Raw genomic sequence first — 21,417 nt, 5'->3', positions numbered from 1 at the left:
GGCGAATGCCGGGCAGCTCCCACGTCAACCGCCCGATCGAAGACGGGCATATGGAGGATGACATGCTGACCAAGACAGGAAACGTAGACGGCGCGGCGATCAAGAAGGCGATCGAAGGCCGGGACGGCAAGCTCTTGTCGAGCTTCTACACCGACGACGCGCTGGTGCGGGTGATCGACCGCAACAATCCGCCGAGCAAGCCGCGCGAGATCCGCGGCCGCGCGGCGATCAGCACTTTCTGGGACGACATCTGCAGCCGGGCCATGACCCACAAGGTCGACACCACGATCGCCGAGGGCGACAGCCTCGCCTTCACCCAGGCCTGCGCCTACCCGGACGGCACGAAGGTGTTCTGCGCGGCGATGCTGGAGCTGAAGGGTGGCCGCATCGCGCGGCAGACCGTCGTGCAGGCCTGGGACGAGTAGCGGGCAGATCAACAGCGGCCTCGGCCGCAAATTTGGAGGAGAAGGAAGATGTTCAGCGCCAGATGGCAGATAGACGCGAAGTTCGGGCACAAGCAGACGGCACTCGAGCTGATGCGAAAATGGGAACGCGAGATCGGTTCGCAAGTCGGCATCGCCGATCTGGGATTCCAGATCATGACCGGCTCTATCGGTGCGCGGGAAGCGACGATCGAATCCCACCACCAGGTCAAGAGCCTCGCCCAACTGGAAGAGTTCTTCGCCAAGATCGCCAAGATCGAAGCGCACGCCAAATGGGGCAAGGAGCTTGAGCCTTATGTGGTGTCGGGCACCAGCCTCTGGCAGATCTTCCGGATCATCGAGTAGCACCTCTACCTCTCCCCTTGTGGAGAGGTCGGATTGCCCCGAATTGCTCTTCGCAATTCGGCTGGCAATCCGGGTGGAGGGGTAAGCCGGTGCCAAGCTGGAACACCCCTCATCCGTCTCGGCGCTACGCGCCGATCCACCTTCTCCCCCTAGGGGGAGAAGGGGGAGCCCGGTTTACCCGTGCGCCACCATCACGTGGCGGACGGCGGTGTAGTCTTCCAGCGCGTAGAGCGACATGTCCTTGCCGTAGCCGGATTGCTTGAGGCCGCCATGCGGCATCTCGTTGGTCAGCATGAAGTGGGTGTTGATCCAGGTGCAGCCATATTGCAGGCGGGCGGCGGTCGCCATGGCGCGCGAGACATCCTTGGTCCACACCGACGAGGCGAGGCCGTAGTCGCTGTCGTTCGCCCAGGTCACCGCTTCGTCGACATCCGAGAAACGGGTAACCGAGACGACCGGGCCGAAGACTTCGCGGCGCACGATCTCGTCCTCCTGCAGCGCGCCGGCGACGACCGTCGGCTGATAGTAGAAGCCGGAGCCCTCGCCCGGCTTGCCGCCGGTGGTGATCTCGATGTGCTTCAGCTCCGAGGCGCGCTCGACGAAGCTCGACACGCGGTCGCGCTGGCGGCGCGAGATCAGCGGGCCGATCTCGTTCTCGGTGTCGTCCGGCTGGTTGTATTTGATGGTGGAGACGGCGGAAGAGAGATCGGCGACGAGCTTGTCGTAGATCTTCTTGCCGGCATAGATGCGGCAGGCGGCGGTACAGTCCTGGCCGGCATTGTAATAGCCGAAGGCACGCAGGCCACTCACCACCGCGCCAAGGTCGGCGTCGTCGAAGACGATCACCGGCGCCTTGCCGCCGAGCTCCAGATGCGTGCGCTTGACCGACTTGGCGGCCGCCTGCAGCACCTTCTTGCCGGTGGCGACGTCGCCGGTGATCGAGATCATGTTGACCTTGGGGTGGTTGATCAGCGTGTTGCCGACGCTGTCGCCGCGGCCGAGCACGACATTGACGACGCCTTCTGGAAGCACCTCGGCAAGGATCTTCGCCAACTTCAGCGTGGTCAGCGGCGTCTGTTCCGACGGCTTGAAGACGACCGTGTTGCCGCCGCCGATCGCCGGCGCCAGTTTCCAGGCCATCATCATCAGCGGATAGTTCCAGGGCGCGATGGAAGCGACGATACCGACCGGATCACGCCGCACCATCGAGGTGTGGCCAGCAATATATTCGCCGGCCACCTGTCCGGGCATCGACCGGACCGCGCCGGCGAAGAAGCGGTAGCAGTCGACGATCGCCGGGATCTCGTCATTGAGCACGGCGTTGATCGGCTTGCCGCAATTCAGCGCCTCGAGCGCGGCGAATTCCTTTGCCTCCGCCTCGATGCGGTCAGCGATCTTCAGGAGATAGCCCGAACGCTGCGCCGGCGTGGTGCGCGACCAACTGGCGAAGGCCTTCTCGGCGGCCAGAACCGCCGCCTCGATCTGCGCCGGGCTCGCTTCCGGCAGGTTGAGGATCGTCGCGCCGGTCTTCGGATTGAGGATCGGCTCCTCGGTTTCGGTGCCCTTCTCGAAGGTCGAGCCGATCAGCATCTGGGTGTCCATAAACGTTCTCCCTGAACAGGAGCGAGTAGCGAATAGTGAATAGCGAATAGGGTTGACCGCCGATCTTCCCTATTCGCTATTCGCTACTCCCTATCCGCTGTTTTCATTTTCCACTCCCCGCGATCTGGTCGCCGTCGCGGGTCAGGTAATAGGCAAAGAGGATGGGCAGCAGCGTCACCAGCACGACGACCATGGCCACGACATTGGTGACCGGGCGCTGGCGCGGGCGGATCAGTTCCTCAAGCATCCAGATCGGCACGGTCTGCTGCTGGCCGGCGGTGAAGGTGGTGACGATCACTTCGTCGAAGGAGAGCGCGAAGGCCAGCATGCCGCCGGCAAGCAATGCGGTGGCGATGTTGGGCAGCACGACATGCCGGAAGGTTTGGAAACCGTCGGCGCCGAGGTCCATCGAGGCCTCGATCATCGAGCCGGAGGTGCGGCGGAAACGGGCGACGGCGTTGTTGTAGACGACGACCACGCAGAAGGTGGCGTGGCCGAGCACGATCGTCCAGAACGAGAAGGGGATGTCGGCCAGCGCGAAGGCCGAGCGCAGCGCGATGCCTGTGATGATGCCGGGCAGCGCGATCGGCAGGATGACCAGCAGCGAGATGGCCTCACGGCCGAAGAAGCGCGTTTGCGAGACGGCTGCTGCGCAAAGCGTGCCGAGCACCAGCGCGATCGCCGTCGAGATGGCGGCGACGCGCACCGACAGCGACAGCGCATCCCACACGTCCGGCCGGTTCCAGGTGACGGCGAACCACTGCGTGGTGAGCCCCGGCGGCGGCCAGACAAAACTCTTCTCCTCCGTCGTGAAGGCGTAGACGAAGATCAGGAGGATCGGCAGGTGCAGGAAGAGCAGGCCGCAGGCGGCGGCGATCTTCAGGCCGAGCGGAGCACGTTGACCACGGTCAGAGCGCATCGAAAGCCCCCATGCGCTTGGCGCCCCAGAGGTAGAAGCCCATGATGACGATGGGCACCACGGTGAAGGCGGCGGCCAAGGGAATGTTGCCGGCGGTGCCCTGCTGCGAATAGACGGCCTGGCCGATGAAGAGGCGCGAGGTGCCGATGATCTGCGGGATGATGTAGTCGCCGAGCGTCAGCGAGAAGGTGAAGATCGAACCGGCGACGATGCCCGGCAGCGCCAGCGGGAACAGCACGTTGCGGAAGGTCTGTCCCGGCGAGGCGCCGAGATCGGATGAGGCCTCGACCAGATTGCCGGGCACGCGCTCAAGTGCGGCCTGAACCGGCAGGATCATGAAGGGCAGCCAGACATAGACGAAGACGATGAAGGTGCCGGTGAAGGAGACCGACAGCGAGTTGCCGCCGACGATCGGCAGCGACAGCCACGCATCGAGCAGCCAGAGCAGGTTCAGCTTGGCGAGCAGCCAGGTGAGGATGCCTTCCTTGGCGAGGATCAGCTTCCAGGCGTAGATCTTGACAAGGTAGCTCGACCAGAGCGGCAGCATGACGCCGAGATAGAACAGCGCCTTCCAGCGGCCGCGCGCATAGCGCGCCGCGTAATAGGCGATGGGGAAGGCGATGACCGCGGAGGCGAGCGTGACGAGCGCCGCCATCGTCACCGTGCGCAGGATGATGTCGAGATTGGCGGCCTGGAACAGGTCGCCATAGGTCTTCAGCGTGAACTCGCGGTTGATGAGGCCGGAGAACTCGTCGATCGAGAAGAAGCTCTGTGCCAGCAGGGCAAAGAGCGAGCCGATATAGACGATGCCGAGCCACAGGAGCGGCGGGGCGAGCATCAGCGTGAGCAGGAATTTCGGCCGGCGCCAGAAGAGGTCGGAGAGCCCGCCGCGCAGTCCGCCGCTGCCGGGCAGGATGGCGGGGGTGGGCGCGCGAGAGACGACGGCGTCGAGGCTCATGCCGGCTCGTCCATCAGATGCAGGCTATCGCGGTTGAAGGTGAGCATCACCGCCTCGCCTTCCGCCGGCAGCGCCGTGCCCGCCGGCACGACCGCATGCAGTCTCAACCCATCGGCATCGAGCGCCAGCCTTGTGGTGGCGCCGAGATAGTTGGTGCCGACCAGGCGCGCCGCGACGCCGTCGCCGCTGGCCGCGCTGGCGACGCGGATGGACTCCGGCCGCAGGCTTCCCCAGCGGCGTTGGCCGGAATAACGCTGGACGAAATCCGGCGGCAGCACGTTGGACGAGCCGACGAAATCAGCGACGAAGCGCGTGTTCGGGCGCTGGTAGATATCCTCCGGCGTGCCGACCTGCATGATCCTGCCATCGTTGAAGACGGCGACGCGGTCGGCCATCGACAGCGCCTCGCCCTGGTCGTGGGTGACGAAGACGAAGGTGATGCCGAGCACCTTCTGCAGCGACTTCAATTCCTCCTGCATGTTCTCGCGCAGCTTGAGGTCGAGCGCGCCGAGCGGCTCGTCGAGCAGCAACACCTTGGGCTGGTTGACCAGCGCGCGGGCGAGCGCGACGCGCTGGCGCTGGCCGCCGGAGAGCTGGCCGGGACGGCGCGCGCCATAACCCGGCAGGCGCACCAGCGACAGCGCCTCGTCCGCCGCCTTCAAGCGCTCGGCCTTGCCGACACCCTTGACCATCAGGCCGTAGGCGACGTTGTCGAGCACGTTGAGATGCGGGAACAGCGCATAGTCCTGGAAGACGGTGTTGACGTTGCGGCGATAGGGCGGAACGCCTTCGGCGCGCTCGCCGAAGATGGAAATCGAGCCCGCCGTCGGCTGCTCAAAGCCAGCGATCAGGCGCAGGCAGGTCGTCTTGCCGGAACCGGACGGCCCAAGCATGGCGAAGAACTCACCCGGCGCGATCTCCAGATCCACCGCGTCGACGGCGCGAACGCTGCCGAAATGGCGCGAGACTTGTTTGAAGGAAACAGCGGAGGTCATGGACTGTCCTGAAGTTTCAGGGCTCTCAAATTTGAGCGTATGCGCTGCCCTCATCCGCCTGCCAGCGCCTTCTCCCCATGAAGGACGGGGAGAAGGGATTAGCGGCTACGCCGGCGATCCCCCTCTCCCCGTTCTTCACGGGGAGAGGGTAAGGGTGAGGGGCAGCGCCAAACGTCTAAAGGCTAGGCAACTCACCGCCCGCCGATGACGCCGATATAATCCGACACCCAGCGATAGTAGGGCACGCACTGGTCGTTCTGGCTGGCGCATTTCGACACCGGGGTCTTCCAGAACTTGATCTTGTCGAAATTGTCGTAGCCGTTGGTCTTGCAGCCTTCGTCGGTCAAAAGCTCGTTGCCCTTGCAGGCGGCGGGCACGACGGGCAGCGAGCCGAACCAGGCCGAGACGTCGCCCTGGACCTTCGGCGACAACGAGTGCTCGAGCCACATATAGGCGCAGTTCGGATGAGCGGCGTCGGCTTCCATCATGGTGGTGTCAGCCCAACCGGTGACGCCTTCCTCCGGCACGGTCGAGGCGACCGGCTTCTTGGCGGCGACCAGCGTGTTGACCTGATAGGGCCAGGAGCCGGAAGCGACCACGCCTTCGTTCTGGAAATCGTCGACCTGGATCGCGGCATCATGCCAGTAGCGGCCGACCAGCGTTCGCTGGGTGCRCAGGAGATCGAGCGCCGCCTTGTACTGGTCTTCGTTCAGCTCGTAAGGATCCTTGATGCCGAGTTCCGGCTTGTGGAACATCAGGTAATTGGCGGCATCCGCGATGTGGATCGGACCGTCATAAGCCTGGACGCGGCCCTTGTTCGACTTGCCGTCGGGCAGCTTCATTTCCTCGAAGACGACGTTCCAGCTCTTGGGCGCTTCCTTGAAGACGTCGGTGTTGTACATCAGGATGTTCGGGCCCCACTGATAGGGAACGCCGTAATGCACCTTGTCGACGGTGAACCAGGGCGCGTCCTTCAGGCGGTCGTCGACCGTTTTCCAGCTCGGGATCAGATCGGTGTTGATCGGCTGCACGCGCTTGCCGGCGACGAGGCGCAGGGATGCATCGCCCGAAGCGGTGACGAGGTCGAAACCGCCCTCGTTCATCAGCGAGACCATCTCGTCCGACGTGTTGGCGGTCTTGACGTTGACCTTGCAGCCGCTTTCCTTCTCGAAAGCCGTCACCCAGTCATAGTTCTTATCGGTCTCGCCGCGCTCGATGTAGCCCGGCCAGGCAACGATGTTGACCTGCCCCTCGCCCTTGCCGAGTTCCTTGACCTGGGCCATGGCCTGACCGGAAAAAGTCAGCGCGACAGTCAGCGCCGTGCACGACTTCAGGAATGCATTCATCGTCGATCTCCCATTGCTAGGGGCAGCGCTCTCAGGGCGCGGCTTTGTTCCCTGGGCGAAAGGTGCGGTGAAAAATCCGGTTTCGCAAATTCATTTATCAGAAAGCCGATATCGATTTTTCCGATAGTTATATTGGACGCAATTCCGAACGGAAAACCGCTTCACACTTTTCCTGGAATTGCTCTGATCACAGCCGCTGCCGCGCCATTCGCTGCGACTGCGCGAGGCCGATGAAGTCGCGCGCAGCCTGCGGCAGGCCGGAGCCGCGGCGCCAGACCGTGCCGACCTGGACCACCGGCAGTGACCCGGAAACATCACGCGACTCGATGCGGTCGCCTTCCAGCGACCAGGGCCGATAGACGAGGTCGGGCAAGAGCGCCACGCCGGCGCCCGTGGCGACAAGGCTGCGCACCGCTTCCACCGATCGCGTGCGGAAGGCGACATGGGGTCTCGCGCCGATCGCCGACAGCAATTTGCCGGTGTTTTCCTCGATCTCGTCGACGGTGAGCATGATCAGCGGCTCGGACGCGATGTCGCCGATCGAGATGATGTCGGCGCTGGCGAGCCTGTGGCTGAGCGGGATCCACAGCCGGTAGGCCGAGACCTCCAGGATTTCCGACTGCAGCGCCGTGCGGTCGCGCAGGTTGGACGTCACCATGACGGCGATGTCGAGCTTGCCGCCGACCAGAAGGTGCTCGAGATAGTCGCCATTGTCCTCGATCGCCGAGACCTCGACGCCGGGATAGGCGCGGCGGTAGCGGGCAAGCAGGTCGGACAGGACGTAGCCGGCGACCAGCGAAGTGACGCCGAGCTGCAGGCGGCCGCCGGCGGCGGCCTGCTCGCTGGAGAAGGAACGGCGCGCATCGGAGACATCGGCCAGGATCTTGGTCGCGTGGCGCAGGAACTGGTGGCCCTTGTGCGTGATGTTCAAGCCGCGCGGATGGCGTTCAAACAGCTCGACGCCGAGGTCACTCTCCAATTCCTTGATCGCCTCGGTGACCGAGGATTGCGAAATCGACAGGTTCTGCGCGGCGCCCGAGACGGTGCCCTGCTCGGCGACGGCGACGAAGAACTGCAATTGGCGGATGGTGAAGGCCATGGCCGGACTAAACACCGGCGCGCGCGGGAAGGAAAGCCGGCGCAGCCCCGTTGTTTATGCCGGTGAAGTTCGCTCATGCGAAACGCCAGTCATAGGTGTCGAGACCCTTGATCCTGGAGACGCGATAGACCGTCGCCGGCGGGAAGTTGCGCAAGGTGCCGCCGATGCGGACCGCCTCGAGGTCGAGCCTGTCGAGAGCGGCCTGGTCGAAGGGGCAGCGGCGGCCATAAGTGAACTGATAGAGAGCCGCGCCTGGCCGCAGACTGGCAAAGACGCCTTCCAGGATCGCGGATGATTTGCGCGGCGATATCAGCCGAAAGGGCAATCCGCTGACCACCGCGCCGACGACAGGGCCATCGAACAGCGGCAGATGGCGCAGGCCGACCGCGTCCATCTCGACAATGCGCGCCGAAGGGAAGCGGCGCGCGAGCAGAGCGGCAAAATCCGGATCGGACTCGACCAGCGTCAGGTCGTTTTCGCGCACGCCGCGCCGCAGCAGGGCGCGGGTGAAAGGACCGGTGCCCGGCCCGAGCTCCAGCACCGGACCCGTGTCGGGGCCGATCTCGCGCGTCATCAGCGCCGCCAGGCTCGGACTGGAGGGCGTGACCGAGCCCATACGGAAGGGCGCCAGCGTCCAGGCCTTCAGGAAGGACAAAGCGTCATTTGCAGGCATGTTGACCTCATTGCTTACGCGGGCGATTCGAGTTGCCCGGCACGGACGAGGCGCTGTTTGGAGGTCACGGATTGCATGGACATTGCGAACGGCGTGGCTTCGCGAAAGAAAAAGTTCGCCACCGGCGGCAAGAACTGGCGCCATGTTTATGCAATCTTGGCGCGGTAGCCGGCCAGGCAAGAATTGTAAGAGATGGGACTGCAAGAGGTCTTTGAATGCGTATCCTGCTGGTCGAGGACGAGCCGGAAATGGTTTCGGCGCTGCGGGCGGCGCTGAGGCGGCACGACATGGTGGTCGACCATGCCGGCTCGCTGCTGGAAGCGGAAGGGTTCGTCGCCGTCGACGGCTATGACGCGATCCTGCTCGACCGGCAGTTGCCGGACGGCGACGGGCTGACGCTGGTGCCGAAGCTTCGCGCCGCCAGAAACACGACGCCGGTGCTGATGCTGACGGCCCGGGGCGACACCGCCGACAAGGTCGACGGGCTCGACATGGGCGCCGACGACTATCTGGCCAAGCCTTTCGCCTTCGAGGAGTTGCTGGCCCGGCTGAGGGCATTGCTGAGGCGCCCGGCGGCGATCGAGACGCAAACGATCCGCGCCGGCCATCTTTCGCTCGATGTCGGCCACCGCGAGGCCTCGATCCGCGGCGAGCCCCTCGCCTTGCCGCGCCGCGAACTGCTGGTGCTGGAAGCGCTGATGCGGCGAACGGGGCGCATGGTGCAGCGCGAGGCCCTGATGGAGGCCGTGTTCGGGCTGGACGACGAGATCCAGTCCAACGCGCTCGATACCCATGTCTCGCGGCTGCGCCGCAAGCTCAGCGAAGCCGATGGCGGGGTCGTCATCAACGGCATACGCGGTGTCGGCTACCTGCTGCGCGAGACCACATGAACCTTCGCCGGCCGCGTTCGCTGAAATGGAGCCTGGTGCTGCGCATCGCCATCCTGCAATGCGTGATGCTGACGCTCATCATCGCCGGCATCATCGGCGCAATGCTCGCCACCGGCATCATTCCGCACGATTATGAGGACGGCACGATGGACGTGCTGGCGGATGCGGTGGTCCGCGACGCCAACGGGGCGCTGGTGCTGAAGGAAAATTCCGATCTGACCAAGTTGCGGTCGGATGTCCCGGACCTCTGGTTCATCATACGCGACAAGGACGGGCACCGGCTTCAAGAAGGCACCGTGCCGGTTGCCTACCAGCCGTTCGTCGGATTGCTGGACAACATCAGCGATGCCCGCATCGACCTTGCCATCGGCGAAGCGGCGCCGCCGGGCGGCAAGATCCGCTGGACCGACACGGCGGCCGGCAATATCCAGATCATGAGCGGCACCAAGGGCGAGCTTTCGTTGCTGCGCGTTCTCGGGCAGGCGCCGGAACTCTTCCTGCAAGGGATTTTGCCGCTGGCCGGGCTGATGGCGCTGGCGACGCTGTTCGCGACGCCCTGGGTGGTGCGCGGCGCGCTTTCCGGCCTCGGCAACGCGGCGCGCGCGGCGGAGCAGATCGAGATCGACAAGCGCGGCGTGCAACTGCCGCTGGACGGCGTGCCGAAGGAAGTCACGCCGCTGGTCGACGCGGTCAACGCCGCCCTATCGCGCCTCGATGCCGGTTATGCGCGGCACAAGCGCTTCCTGACCGACGCCGCGCATGAGCTCAGAACGCCGGTCGCCATCCTCAACACGCGGCTCGCCGCGCTGCCGGCGACACCCGAGCGCGCCAGGCTCCTGCAGGACGCAGCGCGGCTGTCGACACTCGCCGACCAGTTGCTCGACCTGCAGCGGCTCGATCGCCAGGCCGAGCATTTCGGGCCGGTCGACCTGGTCCTTCTTGCCCGAAACGTCGTGGTCGACCTGGCGCCGTTGGCCTTCGCCGTCGGCTACGAGATGGCGTTCGAGCCGGCCAAGGAAAAGCTTGTCGTGCGCGGCGACCGCACGGCGATCGAGCGCGCCGTGACCAATCTCATCCAGAACGCGATCGACCATGGCGGCAAGGCCGGTCGCATCACCATCAGCGTCCGCCCGCCCGCGGTGATCGAGGTGCAGGACGAAGGCGACGGCGTGCCGGCATCCGAACGCGAGCGGATATTCGAGCCCTTCTACCGCCTGCACCCGCAGGATCATGGCGCCGGCCTCGGCCTCAACCTCGTCCGCGACCTGATGCAACTGCATGGCGGCAAGGTCGAGGTGCTCGACGGCAAGCAGGGCGGAGCCTGCTTCCGGATGATTTTCCCGAGCTGATGCACAGGCTTGCCGTCGCAGCAGTCCGGCCGGTTTGACATCGGCATGATTCGTAACTAACTAAGTTACATGAAACGCAATAGCCGACTGTCCTCGACCCTGCACATTCTCGTCCATATGGCCGAGGCGCCTGACCGGGCGCTGACGTCCGAAGAGCTAGCCGGCTTCATCCACACCAATCCGGTAGTGGTGCGCCGCACCATCGCCGGGCTGCGGGAGGCGGGCATCGTCACTTCGTCGCGCGGCCATGGCGGCGGCTGGCAGCTCGGCCGCGCGCCGGACAGGATTTCGCTGGCCGAGATCAGCGCCGCGCTTGGCGAGACGCTGTTGCCGTTCAGCACCGAACCGGAAAGCCCCGGATGCCTGGTCGAGCAGGCGGTGATCGCCGTGCTCGACGATTTCCGCCTCGAGGCGGAAAGGCTGCTCGCCGAGCGGCTCAGCCATATCACGCTGGCCGACCTGACGGCCGATTTCCGCCGCCGTTATGACCTGATTGGAGTATCCAGCCATGCATTATGATGTCATCGTCGTGGGCGGCAGCTTTGCCGGGCTCTCCGCCGCCATGTATGCGGCGCGGGGCCGACGCAAGGTGCTGGTGATCGACGCCGGCCAGCCGCGAAATCGCTTTGCCGAGCACTCGCATGGCTTCTTCGGCCAGGACGGACGGGCGCCGGCGGACATACTGGGCGAGGCCAGGGCACAGCTGCTTGCCTATCCGGCTGTCACGATGATCGAGGGCCGCGCCAGGCGGGCCGCCATCGCCGGTACCGGCTTCGAGGTCGAGATGGACAATGGCGAGGGTTTCGGCGCGACGCGGCTGGTGCTCGCCACCGGCGTCCGGGACATCCTGCCGGACGTTCCCGGACTTGCCGGGCAGTGGGGCAAGACGGTGCTGCATTGCCCCTATTGCCACGGTTACGAGGTGGCCGGCGGGCCGCTCGGCGTGCTGGCCACCGGACCGATGTCGCTGCACCAGGCCGAGCTGATCTCCGACTGGGGCGACGTCACGCTGTTCGCCGACGGCTTGTTCGAGCCGGACGCGGACCAGGCGCGGGTCTTGGAGAAGCGCAACATCCGCTTCGAGCCGGAGAAGGTGAGCGAGGTGCGGGACGACGGCTCCGGCGGCCTGGTCGTCAGGCTCGATGGAAACCGCAGCGCAAGCGTGCGGGCGCTGTTCACCGCGCCGCGCAACGAAATGGCAAGTCCGCTGGCCGAGCAGCTGGGCTGCGCCTTCAACGAAGGCCCGCTTGGCCGGGCGATCGTCGTGGACGACAAGCAGCAGACATCGGTGCCCGGCGTGTTCGCGGCCGGAGACGCGGCGCGGATGATGCACAACATCGCCTTCGCGGTGTCCGGTGGCGCGATGGCCGGAGTTGCGGCACATCAGTCGCTGGTGTTCGGTTAGCCTTATTTCCTTGGCTGACGTCAGGCCGCCGCAATGGTCAGGCGCGCCCCGGCATGGGTCAGCGCGGCGGCGATGTCGGGCGGCGGCGGCTGGTCGGTGGCGAGCTCGGAAAAGCCGTCGAAGCCGCAGACCCTGACCAGCCCCTGACGGCCGAACTTGGTATGGTCGGTGACGACCAGCGAGCGCTGGCCACGCGACAGCACCATGCGGGCGAACTCCGCCTCCTCCAGCTCGTAGTCGGTCAGGCCGGCAGCGGCATCGACCGCGCCGATCGAGATCACCGCATGATCGACCGAAAAGCGGCTGACGAACTCGATCGCCGAAATGCCGAAAGCAGCACCCGAATCGCTGCGCAGCTCGCCTCCCGCCATATAGACCTTGTTGCCGTTCACCGTCGCCAGCGTGCGGGCAATGTCGGAGGAATTGGTGACCACCGTCAGCCGGCGATGGCCGAGCAGCTCTCGCGCCAGGAAGGATGTGGTCGTGCCGGTATCGAGCATGATCGCCTCGCCGTCACGGATCGTGGCCGCGACCATCCTGGCGATCAGCCGCTTGGCTTCCGCATTCTCGCGCATGCGCCGCTCGAACGGCGCCTCGCCCACCATCGAGGCAAGGCCGACGGCGCCATGCATCTTCAGCACCGACCCGTCATCGGCGAGCGGCCTGACGTCGCGCCGCACCGTTTCCAGCGAGACGCCGAGACGTTCGGCGAGGCTGGCAATGCTGATCGTGCCCTCCTCGCTGAGAAGCCGCAGGATTTCGCCATGCCGTTTCGAATGGATCATATGGATGTCCGGAAATTTTGACCGAATTTAAGGTTTTGGCAACGCTTTGAAAGGAGTCGCTTATATTTTCGGGCAAAACACCCAAAAAAGGTCACAGCTTTTGATTGACAGCTCTGCCACGCCGGCATGACACTGCCCCCGTGACAGGTTCGGAACTGCCACGGGAGGGTGATGGCAGAGCCGCAGCCTAGTGACCAGATCGCCTGGAACCAGCCGGGCGCGAGCTTTTATCGAATCCGCGGGGGCGGATGCCGGGATACCATGCCTGGCCAAGGGGCTCGTCGGTGCGGTGCGGGATACCGATCCTGGCGTCTCGCACCGACGAGGCTTTTTTGTTTTGTCCCATCGTCATTTTCCGCGGGACCGGCTGAGGCCGGAGCGAAGCCGTGAGTGCCGAAGACCGCATCCGCGCCCTGCCGTGCTGGAACGGCAGCATCGAGATCGAGCCGCTGCCGGGTGGCCTCAGCAACGCCAATTTTGTCGTCACCGATGCGGCCGGGCGGCATGTCGTGCGCTTCGGCCAGGACTTCCCGTTCCACCACGTCTTTCGCGAGCGCGAGGTGATGACGGCGCGGGCGGCGCATGCGGCGGGCTTCGCGCCGGCCGTGCACTATGCCGAGCCCGGCATCCTGGTGACGGAATTCCTCGGCGCCAAGACCTTCCTCGCCGAAGACGTGCGAGCTAATCTCGACCGTGTCGCCGGGCTGCTGCGCGCGTTCCATCGCGAGATGCCGAACCACGTCTCCGGCGCCGGCTTCATGTTCTGGGTGTTCCACGTCATCCGCGACTATGCGCGCACGCTGGACGAAGGCGGCAGCCGCAAGAAGGATCAGTTGCCGCGCTATCTTTCGCTCGCCGACGAGCTCGAGCGGGCACAGAAGCTGTTGCCGATCGTCTTCGGCCACAACGATCTTTTGCCGGCCAATATCCTCGACGATGGCAGGCGGCTGTGGCTGATCGATTTCGAATATGCCGGCTTCAACACGGCGATGTTCGATCTTGCCGGCGCCGCCTCCAATGCCGGCCTGAGCGATGACGAATCCTTCGCCTTCCTGACCGCCTATTTCATGAAGGAGCCGGATAGCGAAATCCGCCGCTCGCATGCCGCCATGCAATGCGCCTCGCTGCTGCGCGAAGCGATGTGGAGCATGGTCTCCGAGCTTTATCTCGACGCGCCCGGCATCGACTATGTCGCCTATACCGAGGAAAACCTCGTCCGGCTCGACGCGGCGCTGGAGAACTACCGGACGAAATACGGGACCAAGCCATGACCTTGCCCAGCCATGCCGAGATCGTCGTCATCGGCGGCGGCATCATCGGCTGCTCCACCGCCTATCATCTGGCGCGCGACCACAAGGCCGACGTCGTTCTGCTCGAGCAGGGCAAGCTGACCTCGGGCTCGACCTGGCACGCCGCCGGCCTGGTCGGGCAGTTGCGCTCGTCGGCCTCGATCACGCGGGTGCTCAAATATTCGGTCGAGCTCTACAAGGGCCTCGAGGCCGAGACCGGCCTGGCGACCGGCTGGAAGATGACCGGGTGCCTGCGGCTGGCAACCAACGCCGACCGCTGGACCGAGTTCAAGCGGCTGGCGACCACGGCCAAAAGCTTCGGCATGGACATGCAGCTTCTGTCGCCGGCGGAAGTGAAGCGCATGTGGCCGCTGATGGAGACCGGCGACCTAGTCGGCGCCTCGTGGCTGCCGACCGACGGCCAGGCAAGCCCGTCCGACATCGCCCAGTCGCTCGCCAAAGGCGCGCGCATGCATGGCGCTAAATTGTTCGAGGACGTGCGCGTCACCGGCTTCACGATGAAGGACGGCCGCATCGCCGCGGTGAAGACCTCAAAAGGCGACATCGCTTGCGACAAGGTGGTGAACTGCGCCGGGCAGTGGGCAAGGCAGGTCGGCGCGATGGCCGGCATCAACGTGCCGCTGCAGCCGGTCAAGCATCAGTACATCATCACCGAGAAGATCGATGGGCTCGCCAACGACGCGCCTACGATCCGCGACCCCGACCGCCGCATCTATTTCAAGGAAGAGGTCGGCGGGCTGGTGATGGGCGGCTATGAGCCCAACCCGCAGGCCTGGGCAACCGGGCTTCCCGGCGGCGACGTTCCCAACGACTGGGAATTCCGCCTGTTCGACGACGACTACGATCATTTCGAACAGCATATGAGCCAGGCGATCGCGCGTGTTCCGGCTCTGCAGACCGCCGGCGTCAAGCAGATGATCAACGGCCCCGAAAGCTTCACGCCGGACGGCAATTTCATCCTCGGCGTGGCGCCCGAATGTTCCAATATGTTCGTCGGCGCCGGCTTCAACGCCTTCGGCATCGCCTCGGGCGGCGGCGCCGGCTGGGTGCTGGCGCAATGGGTGGTCGACGGCGAGGCGCCGCTCGACCTGTGGGTGGTCGACATCAGGCGCTTCTCCAGCCTGCATCGCGACCGCGACTGGGTCCGCGACCGCACGCTGGAAGCCTATGGCAAGCATTACACGATCGGCTTCCCGCATGAGGAATATCTATCGGGACGGCCGCGCATCGTCTCGCCGCTCTATGAGCGGCTGAAGACGCATCGCGCCGTGTTCGGCTCCAAGCTCGGCTGGGAACGGCCGAACTGGTTCGCGCCGGATGGCGTAGCCGCCGAGGACGTCTATTCGATGGGCCGGCAGAACTGGTTCGGGCCAGTCGGTGACGAACACCGTCATGTGCGTGAGAAGGTCGGCATCTTCGACCAGTCCTCCTTCGCCAAATACGAGCTGACCGGCGCCGACGCTCTGAAGGCGCTCGACTGGATCTGCGCCAACGATGTCAACAAGCCGGCCGGACGGCTCACCTACACGCAGTTGCTCAACACGCGCGGCGGCATCGAGGCCGACCTCACCGTGTCGCGRCTCGGCGAGGACCGGTTCTACATCGTCACCGGCACCGGCTTCCGCACGCATGACCTGTCCTGGATCAGCGACCATATCGGCTCCGGCCTCAACGCCAGACTGAAGGATGTCACGGAAGAGTACGGCACGCTGTCGCTGATGGGCCCGCGCGCCCGCGACGTGGTGTCGGCGGTGACGGATGCCGACATCTCGAACGCCGCCTTCCCCTTCGGCCATGCGCGCGAAATCGAAATTGCGGGCCATAGCGTGAAGGCGTTGCGCGTCACCTATGTCGGCGAGCTCGGCTGGGAGCTGCATGTGCCGATCGCCGCCACCGGCGAGGTTTTCGATGCGCTGATGGCGGCCGGCAAGCCGCATGGCATTCGCCCGGTCGGCTACCGGGCGCTGGAGTCGCTCAGGCTGGAAAAGGGCTATCGCGCCTGGGGCTCCGACATCACGCCGAACGACACGCCGCTGGAAGCGGGGCTCGGCTGGGCGGTGAAGCTTCGCAAGAACATCGACTTCGTCGGGCGGAGAGCGCTGGAGAAAGCGGCCGGCAAGGCGCCGACGAAACGCTTTGCCGGCTTCACGGTGGACGACCCGGAGGTCGTGCTGGTCGGGCGCGAGACGATCCTGCGCAATGGCGAGCCGGTCGGCTATCTTACCAGCGGCGGCTACGGCTATACGGTGGAGAAGAACATCGGCTACGGCTATGTGCGCGATGCCGACGGCGTCAGGGACGACTTCCTCGCCTCTGGCGACTACGAGCTGGTGGTGGCGATGGAACGCACGCCGGCCAAGATCCATCTCGAGGCGCTGTACGACCCGGCCGGCGCGAAGACAAAGGCCTGATCCGCGCAGCGCGGGTCAGCTGACGCGCAGCGCCAGGCAACGGCTCGGCACGGTGTCGCCCTCGCCGGGCATCGAGGCATAAGGTCGCGTCTCCTCGAGGCGGCTTACCGCGCCGCGTGCTTCCAGCTCGGCGATCCGCTCCGCGAAACCGGCATCCCACAGTGTGTTCTTCACCGTCAGCACGATGACGCCGCCCGGCCGGCAGATGCGGATCAACTCGTCTAGGCCCTCGACCCCGACATGGCCCGAGGTGAAGACGCCCGCAGAGATGATGCCGGCATAGGCGCCGTCGGCGAAGGGCAGAACATCGCCCATCGCCAGGCGGTGCAGCGCCGTGTAGACGCCCTTGGCGCCGGCCTTGTCCAGCATGCCTTGGGAGATGTCGAGCGCCTCGACCCTTGGATAGCCGGTGATGGCGAGCCACTCGCCGATCAGGCCGGTGCCGGCACCGGCGTCGAGCAAGGGTTCGGCGCCGCGCGGCAGGTGGCGGGCCAGCAGCGCCAGGCAGATCGTCGGATGGCGATAGCCGGCGGCCGACATGTCGGCATCGTAGGTCTCGGCCCAACCGTCATAGACCGCGGCGACCTCGTCCGGCCGGGTCGCGGCATAGGCCGCGCTTAGTGAGCCGTTGTGCTTGCCGTCCGCCATTGCCGCTCCCGCCGTCGATTCGCGTCCGCCATGGTAGCCAAGCGGCAAAAACTGTGGAACCGTTCCGCCATAAAACATGGCGTGATGGTAAAGGGGGATGAGGATGGACGAGGCGCGCGCGGCGCTGGCCGCCATTCCGGCGCTTGCCGGGTACGAGGGTCCGCTGGAGCGGCTGGGCGGCCTTACCAACCGTGTCTACAGGGTCGGCGAGGTCTGCCTGCGCATCCCCGGCAAGGGTACAGAAGAATATATCAACCGCGCCAACGAGGCAGTAGCGGCGCGCGAGGCGGCCAAAGCCGGCGTCAGCCCCGAGGTGCTCTATTTTGATCCCGCATCCGGCCTGATGGCGACGCGCCTCATCGCCGGCGCGGAGACGATGTCGCCCGAGAAATTCAAGACGCGGCCGGGCAGCCCCGCGCGGGCGGGCCAGGCCTTCCGCAAGCTGCATTCATCGGGCGCCGCCTTTTCCTTCCGCTTCGAGCTGTTTGCCATGATCGACGACTATCTCAAGGTCCTGTCGACAAAGGATGTCGCACTGCCTTCGGGCTATCACGACGTGGTGCGCGAGGCGGACAGCGTGCGGGACGCGCTCGCCGCCCATCCGATCCCGCTCGCCGCCTGCCATTGCGATCCGCTGTGCGAGAACTTCCTCGATACGGGCGATCGCATGTGGATCGTCGACTGGGAATATTCCGGCATGAACGATCCGCTGTGGGACCTCGGCGACCTCTCGGTCGAGGGCAGGTTCGATACCGCTCAGGACGAGGAATTGATGCGCGCCTATTTCGGTGGCGAGGCGCGGCCGGCCGAGCGCGGCCGCGTCGTCATCTACAAGGCGATGTGCGACCTGCTCTGGACGCTGTGGGGACTGATCCAGCTCGCCAACGACAATCCCGCCGACGATTTCCGCGCCTATGCCGACGGCCGCTTCGCCCGCTGCAAGGCGCTGATGGAGAGAACTGAATTCTCACGCCACCTGGCGGCAGTGCGCCTGGGCTAGAGCCGGCGCTCTACCTGAAAACCCTCTGGATCTCGTTCAACGACCCTGTTTCGTCGGACTTTCTGCAATACCAGACGAGCAGTGCGATGGTGCCGATGGGGAACAATCCCGCAAGCAGCTGATGCCAGCCGCTTCTGTTGATGTCATGCAGCCGGCGCGCGGTCATGGCAAGTGTCGGCAGAAGGACGGCAAGATTCCAAAGCGACGAGACGGCTTCGTTTCCCACAAAGATATCGACTATACCCATAAGAACGGCAACGATGATAATGAAGAGGTAGGAATACCAGAATTCCGAGCGACTGGCCCTGCCGGAAAAGTCCACGTAATTTCGGAAAAAGCTTGCAATCGCTTCACCGAAGTTCATCGAAGGAGGCGTGTCCCCGAAACGATTGGCGCCGGCTGGCGGCGCCCTCAAGACAAACAGCAATGGCAAGCCGATAATGATCAGAACTATAAGCCAATGCCATATCGAGAAACTGCCCATGATTTCCCCCCAAATAGCGCAATTTTCCAGGCTATAGATATCCTGCCGGCCCTGCCGGAATCAATCACAGATTGCATCCGGATGGCGATTTGCACCGCAGAAAACTTTCGTGAAGTTGCCGTGGTTTCTCAACACAGTGATTTTGAATTGCAAGCTTGTCGGGCAAGGCTATCAACGTCCGTTTGGGGTAGTCAGCGCAAACGCCGGCGATGAGCCGAAGGCTCCCGAACCTCGTCATTCCAGGGCGGAGCAAGGAGCGAAGCCCGTGGATGACGACCCTATAGGCGTCTCGGCCAATCGCCAAAGCATGGATATGCCAACGCACGCATAGCCGACCGGTCAAAATTTCTGTGCTAAGAAGCTAGTTCACGCCCTTGGGCACGTTCTCGGGCGGCACCTCGGTTTCCACTACCTTCTGGCGGTGGAAGATGAACATGCCGGCAAGCACGACGATCGCCGAGCCGATCAATATGCGGGACCCCGGGACATCGCCGAAGAACACGAGGCCGAAGACCACAGCCCATAGGAGCAGCGTGTAATGCAGCGGCGCCAGCGCCGAAGCCGGCGCCAGCTTCAGCGCCCTCGTGATCATCAGATGCGCGGCGCAAGAGACGACGCCGAGCAACAGCATGGCGCCGAAATCGAGCGCCGAGGGCGTGCGCCAGGCGCCGATGGTGAGCGCGCCGCCGACGATCAGCGTGCCGATCGTCTGCCAGGTGACCAAGGTCGTGTCGCTGGTGCCGCGCAGAAGGCGGCCGAGGATGATGGCGAAGCCGAAGGCGAGGCTGCCCACCAGCGCGAAGCCGGAGGACATGGAGAAAGCCGCGGTGGACGGCTTCAGGATGATCAGCACGCCGCAGAAGCCGACCAGGATCGCCAGCCAGCGCCGCCAGCCGACCTTTTCGCCAAGCAAAAGGTGCGACAGCGCCGCGACATAGATCGGCCCGGCCATGTAGAAGCTCATCACGTCGGCCAGCGGCAGGTAGACGACCGCGGCGTAGAAGAGCCCGGTGTCGGTGGTGGTGGCCACGACGCGCAGGAACTGCAAAAGCGGCCGGTCCATGTGGAACAGCTTGCCGGTGCCCTGGTTGGCGATCATCGGGCCGAGCACGATGAAGGCGCCGATCGAGCGGATCAGCACCACTTGTCCGACCGAGAAGGAAGCGACCAGCCATTTGCCCATCGCGTCGTTCAGCGCGAACATGAAGTCGCCGGCCAGCATCAACAGGATGCCGGCGAGCAACATGTTCCTGATCGTGAAATTGCGGGCGATGGTCTGGGCCATGCCGCTCCCTAGCCGCAAGCGGCCGGTTTGACGAGGGAAATCCGTAAGACCAGCGCCGGGAACCGGGGTTGGCCGAAACGCCACGAGCGTTCCGGCCAATCGCGAACCGTTCGTGATGCTTTGCCCCAGACCAAGCAGATCGCTGTGCGGAGACCTACGACGTCTTATGCCGCCTATTCACCTGCGCCGGCCGGCCGGCGATCGACAGCCGGGTTTCCTGCTTCGTCCGCTCAGCCACCACCTTGCCCCTGGCGATGACGCAGAGGCGTTCGGGACGCAGGCGCACGGCCTCGATCGGATTGCCGGCATCAAGCACGACGAGGCTGGCGCGCTTGCCGACGGCGAGGCCGAGATGATCGAGCCCCATGATGGCGGCGTTGACGTTGGTGACCATGTCGAAGCAGCGCGCCATGTCGGCCGGGCTCGACATCTGTGCCACATGCAAGCCCATGAAGGCGACGTCGAGCATGTCGGCGGTGCCCAGCGAATACCAGGGGTCGAGCACGCAATCCTGGCCCCAGCCGACGCGGATGCCGAGCGCCAGCATCTCCTTGACCCGGGTCAGGCCGCGCCGCTTCGGGAAGGTGTCGTGGCGCCCTTGCAGCATGATGTTGATCAGCGGGTTGGGGATTGCCGAGACGCCGGCCTCGGCGATCAGCGGCAGGAGCTTCGAGACGTAGTAATTGTCCATCGAATGCATGGAGGTGAGGTGCGAGCCGGCCACCCTGCCCTGCAGGCCGAGACGCTGCGTTTCATAGGCCAGTTGCTCGATATGGCGCGATAGCGGATCGTCGGTCTCGTCACAATGCATGTCGACCATCAGGCCGCGTTTGGCCGCGATCTCGCAAAGCTCCGTGACCGAGCGCGTGCCGTCGGCCATGGTGCGCTCGAAATGCGGGATGCCGCCGACGATGTCGACGCCCATGTCGAGCGCACGAATGGTGTTTTCACGCGCGGTCGGCGAGCGGTAGAGGCCGTCCTGCGGAAACGCGACCAGCTGCAGGTCGATATAGGGCGCGACGGCCTTCTTCACATCGAGCAGCGCTTCCACCGCGAGCAGCCGGTCGTCGCAGACATCGACATGCGTGCGGATGGCGAGCAGGCCCATCGAGACGGCCCAGTCGCAATAGGCGAGCGCGCGCTCGCGCACGGCTTCATGCGTCAGCAGCGGCTTCAACTCACCCCAGAGCGCGATGCCTTCGAGCAGCGTTCCGGAAGCGTTGATGCGCGGGATACCGTAGGAGAGCGTCGCATCCATATGGAAATGCGGATCGACGAAGGGAGGCGAGACAAGGTTGCCGCGCGCATCGATCTCGGTCGGCGCGGAGCCCGGCAGTTTCTGCTCGACCGCCCGGATGGTCTCGCCGGCAATGCCGATATCGGCAATCCTGCCGTCCGGCAGCGTGCCGCCGCGCACGATGAGGTCGAAATCCATCCGTCGTCATCCTTTCCCAAGAATCGGCATTCATC

Annotated in this window: 21 protein-coding genes; 9 read left to right on the top strand and 12 right to left on the bottom strand. The window is 64.9% G+C overall.

Features of this window, described 5'->3' with window-relative positions:
* The first annotated feature begins 62 nt into the window (after positions 1-62).
* Together LCM4577_RS04070 and LCM4577_RS04065 are read left to right on the top strand one after the other, a co-directional pair.
* On the top strand, positions 63-425 hold the full coding sequence (locus LCM4577_RS04070) for a nuclear transport factor 2 family protein (protein WP_040986271.1): 363 nt from the start codon (positions 63-65) through the stop codon (positions 423-425).
* Between the two features lie 48 nt (positions 426-473).
* Positions 474-788: a hypothetical protein gene (locus LCM4577_RS04065; protein ID WP_071036361.1), complete on the top strand. Its 315-nt coding sequence runs from the start codon at positions 474-476 to the stop codon at positions 786-788.
* A gap of 174 nt (positions 789-962) precedes the next feature.
* Here LCM4577_RS04065 and LCM4577_RS04060 read toward each other — a convergent pair whose 3' ends face one another.
* From LCM4577_RS04060 to LCM4577_RS04030, 7 genes are all read right to left on the bottom strand, one after another.
* On the bottom strand, positions 963-2,390 hold the full coding sequence (locus LCM4577_RS04060; RefSeq protein WP_041001431.1) for a gamma-aminobutyraldehyde dehydrogenase: 1,428 nt from the start codon (positions 2,388-2,390) through the stop codon (positions 963-965).
* A 103-nt stretch (positions 2,391-2,493) separates the two neighbouring features.
* Complete coding sequence (locus LCM4577_RS04055; RefSeq protein WP_040986084.1) at positions 2,494-3,309, bottom strand: ABC transporter permease; 816 nt, start codon at positions 3,307-3,309, stop codon at positions 2,494-2,496.
* Positions 3,299-4,267: an ABC transporter permease gene (locus LCM4577_RS04050; protein ID WP_071069721.1), complete on the bottom strand. Its 969-nt coding sequence runs from the start codon at positions 4,265-4,267 to the stop codon at positions 3,299-3,301. The genes LCM4577_RS04055 and LCM4577_RS04050 overlap by 11 nt, the downstream gene beginning before the upstream one ends.
* Positions 4,264-5,262 carry an ABC transporter ATP-binding protein gene (locus tag LCM4577_RS04045; protein ID WP_071069719.1) on the bottom strand — a complete coding sequence of 333 codons (999 nt, stop codon included), beginning with the start codon at positions 5,260-5,262 and terminating at the stop codon, positions 4,264-4,266. The genes LCM4577_RS04050 and LCM4577_RS04045 overlap by 4 nt, the downstream gene beginning before the upstream one ends.
* Positions 5,263-5,453: 191 nt before the next feature.
* The gene (locus LCM4577_RS04040; protein WP_071069717.1) at positions 5,454-6,608 is read right to left on the bottom strand and encodes an ABC transporter substrate-binding protein; all 1,155 of its coding nucleotides are present in this window, start codon (positions 6,606-6,608) and stop codon (positions 5,454-5,456) included.
* Positions 6,609-6,795: 187 nt separating this feature from the next.
* Positions 6,796-7,707, bottom strand: coding sequence for a LysR substrate-binding domain-containing protein (locus tag LCM4577_RS04035; RefSeq protein WP_071036365.1), 912 nt, complete (start codon positions 7,705-7,707; stop codon positions 6,796-6,798).
* A gap of 73 nt (positions 7,708-7,780) precedes the next feature.
* Positions 7,781-8,380, bottom strand: coding sequence for a class I SAM-dependent methyltransferase (locus LCM4577_RS04030; protein ID WP_071069716.1), 600 nt, complete (start codon positions 8,378-8,380; stop codon positions 7,781-7,783).
* Positions 8,381-8,595: 215 nt separating this feature from the next.
* On the opposite strand from LCM4577_RS04030, the gene LCM4577_RS04025 reads away from it, so the two are divergent.
* From LCM4577_RS04025 to LCM4577_RS04010, 4 genes are all read left to right on the top strand, one after another.
* Positions 8,596-9,270 (top strand): response regulator transcription factor, encoded by a 675-nt coding sequence (locus LCM4577_RS04025; protein WP_041008202.1) that lies wholly within the window; start codon positions 8,596-8,598, stop codon positions 9,268-9,270.
* A complete protein-coding gene (locus tag LCM4577_RS04020) occupies positions 9,267-10,619 on the top strand; it encodes a HAMP domain-containing sensor histidine kinase (RefSeq protein WP_071069714.1) in 1,353 nt (450 codons plus the stop codon). Before LCM4577_RS04025 ends, LCM4577_RS04020 begins: the two co-directional genes overlap by 4 nt.
* Before the next feature lie 69 nt (positions 10,620-10,688).
* A complete protein-coding gene (locus LCM4577_RS04015) occupies positions 10,689-11,138 on the top strand; it encodes an Rrf2 family transcriptional regulator (RefSeq protein ID WP_071069713.1) in 450 nt (149 codons plus the stop codon).
* The gene (locus LCM4577_RS04010; protein WP_071069711.1) at positions 11,128-12,024 is read left to right on the top strand and encodes an NAD(P)/FAD-dependent oxidoreductase; all 897 of its coding nucleotides are present in this window, start codon (positions 11,128-11,130) and stop codon (positions 12,022-12,024) included. Before LCM4577_RS04015 ends, LCM4577_RS04010 begins: the two co-directional genes overlap by 11 nt.
* A gap of 20 nt (positions 12,025-12,044) precedes the next feature.
* Here LCM4577_RS04010 and LCM4577_RS04005 read toward each other — a convergent pair whose 3' ends face one another.
* The gene (locus LCM4577_RS04005; protein ID WP_041001411.1) at positions 12,045-12,809 is read right to left on the bottom strand and encodes a DeoR/GlpR family DNA-binding transcription regulator; all 765 of its coding nucleotides are present in this window, start codon (positions 12,807-12,809) and stop codon (positions 12,045-12,047) included.
* Between the two features lie 386 nt (positions 12,810-13,195).
* Here LCM4577_RS04005 and LCM4577_RS04000 point away from each other — a divergent pair, with 386 nt between their 5' ends.
* On the top strand, positions 13,196-14,080 hold the full coding sequence (locus tag LCM4577_RS04000; protein WP_071069709.1) for a phosphotransferase family protein: 885 nt from the start codon (positions 13,196-13,198) through the stop codon (positions 14,078-14,080).
* The gene (locus tag LCM4577_RS03995; RefSeq protein WP_071036372.1) at positions 14,077-16,530 is read left to right on the top strand and encodes an FAD-dependent oxidoreductase; all 2,454 of its coding nucleotides are present in this window, start codon (positions 14,077-14,079) and stop codon (positions 16,528-16,530) included. The genes LCM4577_RS04000 and LCM4577_RS03995 overlap by 4 nt, the downstream gene beginning before the upstream one ends.
* 15 nt (positions 16,531-16,545) lie before the next feature.
* Here the strand turns inward: LCM4577_RS03995 and LCM4577_RS03990 are convergent, their stop codons facing one another.
* Complete coding sequence (locus tag LCM4577_RS03990; protein ID WP_071069707.1) at positions 16,546-17,178, bottom strand: class I SAM-dependent methyltransferase; 633 nt, start codon at positions 17,176-17,178, stop codon at positions 16,546-16,548.
* Between the two features lie 97 nt (positions 17,179-17,275).
* Between LCM4577_RS03990 and LCM4577_RS03985 the strand changes: the two genes are divergently transcribed.
* The gene (locus LCM4577_RS03985; RefSeq protein WP_071069705.1) at positions 17,276-18,178 is read left to right on the top strand and encodes a phosphotransferase family protein; all 903 of its coding nucleotides are present in this window, start codon (positions 17,276-17,278) and stop codon (positions 18,176-18,178) included.
* A gap of 10 nt (positions 18,179-18,188) precedes the next feature.
* Here the strand turns inward: LCM4577_RS03985 and LCM4577_RS03980 are convergent, their stop codons facing one another.
* From LCM4577_RS03980 to LCM4577_RS03970, 3 genes are all read right to left on the bottom strand, one after another.
* Positions 18,189-18,662 carry a DUF805 domain-containing protein gene (locus tag LCM4577_RS03980; RefSeq protein WP_071069703.1) on the bottom strand — a complete coding sequence of 158 codons (474 nt, stop codon included), beginning with the start codon at positions 18,660-18,662 and terminating at the stop codon, positions 18,189-18,191.
* A 361-nt stretch (positions 18,663-19,023) separates the two neighbouring features.
* A complete protein-coding gene (locus LCM4577_RS03975; RefSeq protein ID WP_071069700.1) occupies positions 19,024-19,947 on the bottom strand; it encodes a DMT family transporter in 924 nt (307 codons plus the stop codon).
* Positions 19,948-20,101: 154 nt separating this feature from the next.
* Positions 20,102-21,382 (bottom strand): amidohydrolase family protein, encoded by a 1,281-nt coding sequence (locus tag LCM4577_RS03970; protein ID WP_071069699.1) that lies wholly within the window; start codon positions 21,380-21,382, stop codon positions 20,102-20,104.
* Positions 21,383-21,417 lie beyond the last annotated feature (35 nt).

The sequence above is a fragment of the Mesorhizobium sp. LCM 4577 genome (assembly GCF_001854795.2).
Lineage (GTDB): Bacteria > Pseudomonadota > Alphaproteobacteria > Rhizobiales > Rhizobiaceae > Mesorhizobium > Mesorhizobium plurifarium.
Note: the sequence above shows the minus strand (reverse complement) of the source record. Positions and strands in the feature narration are given on the sequence as shown.

Bases quoted from the DNA above. Each gene is read 5' to 3' on its own strand.
- LCM4577_RS04070 (WP_040986271.1), top strand. From the start codon at position 63: ATGCTGACCAAGACAGGAAACGTAGACGGCGCGGCGATCAAGAAGGCG.
- LCM4577_RS04065 (WP_071036361.1), top strand. From the start codon at position 474: ATGTTCAGCGCCAGATGGCAGATAGACGCGAAGTTCGGGCACAAGCAG.
- LCM4577_RS04060 (WP_041001431.1), bottom strand. From the start codon at position 2,390: ATGGACACCCAGATGCTGATCGGCTCGACCTTCGAGAAGGGCACCGAA.
- LCM4577_RS04055 (WP_040986084.1), bottom strand. From the start codon at position 3,309: ATGCGCTCTGACCGTGGTCAACGTGCTCCGCTCGGCCTGAAGATCGCC.
- LCM4577_RS04050 (WP_071069721.1), bottom strand. From the start codon at position 4,267: ATGAGCCTCGACGCCGTCGTCTCTCGCGCGCCCACCCCCGCCATCCTG.
- LCM4577_RS04045 (WP_071069719.1), bottom strand. From the start codon at position 5,262: ATGACCTCCGCTGTTTCCTTCAAACAAGTCTCGCGCCATTTCGGCAGC.
- LCM4577_RS04035 (WP_071036365.1), bottom strand. From the start codon at position 7,707: ATGGCCTTCACCATCCGCCAATTGCAGTTCTTCGTCGCCGTCGCCGAG.
- LCM4577_RS04030 (WP_071069716.1), bottom strand. From the start codon at position 8,380: ATGCCTGCAAATGACGCTTTGTCCTTCCTGAAGGCCTGGACGCTGGCG.
- LCM4577_RS04025 (WP_041008202.1), top strand. From the start codon at position 8,596: ATGCGTATCCTGCTGGTCGAGGACGAGCCGGAAATGGTTTCGGCGCTG.
- LCM4577_RS04020 (WP_071069714.1), top strand. From the start codon at position 9,267: ATGAACCTTCGCCGGCCGCGTTCGCTGAAATGGAGCCTGGTGCTGCGC.
- LCM4577_RS04015 (WP_071069713.1), top strand. From the start codon at position 10,689: ATGAAACGCAATAGCCGACTGTCCTCGACCCTGCACATTCTCGTCCAT.
- LCM4577_RS04010 (WP_071069711.1), top strand. From the start codon at position 11,128: ATGCATTATGATGTCATCGTCGTGGGCGGCAGCTTTGCCGGGCTCTCC.
- LCM4577_RS04005 (WP_041001411.1), bottom strand. From the start codon at position 12,809: ATGATCCATTCGAAACGGCATGGCGAAATCCTGCGGCTTCTCAGCGAG.
- LCM4577_RS03990 (WP_071069707.1), bottom strand. From the start codon at position 17,178: ATGGCGGACGGCAAGCACAACGGCTCACTAAGCGCGGCCTATGCCGCG.
- LCM4577_RS03985 (WP_071069705.1), top strand. From the start codon at position 17,276: ATGAGGATGGACGAGGCGCGCGCGGCGCTGGCCGCCATTCCGGCGCTT.
- LCM4577_RS03980 (WP_071069703.1), bottom strand. From the start codon at position 18,662: ATGGGCAGTTTCTCGATATGGCATTGGCTTATAGTTCTGATCATTATC.
- LCM4577_RS03975 (WP_071069700.1), bottom strand. From the start codon at position 19,947: ATGGCCCAGACCATCGCCCGCAATTTCACGATCAGGAACATGTTGCTC.
- LCM4577_RS03970 (WP_071069699.1), bottom strand. From the start codon at position 21,382: ATGGATTTCGACCTCATCGTGCGCGGCGGCACGCTGCCGGACGGCAGG.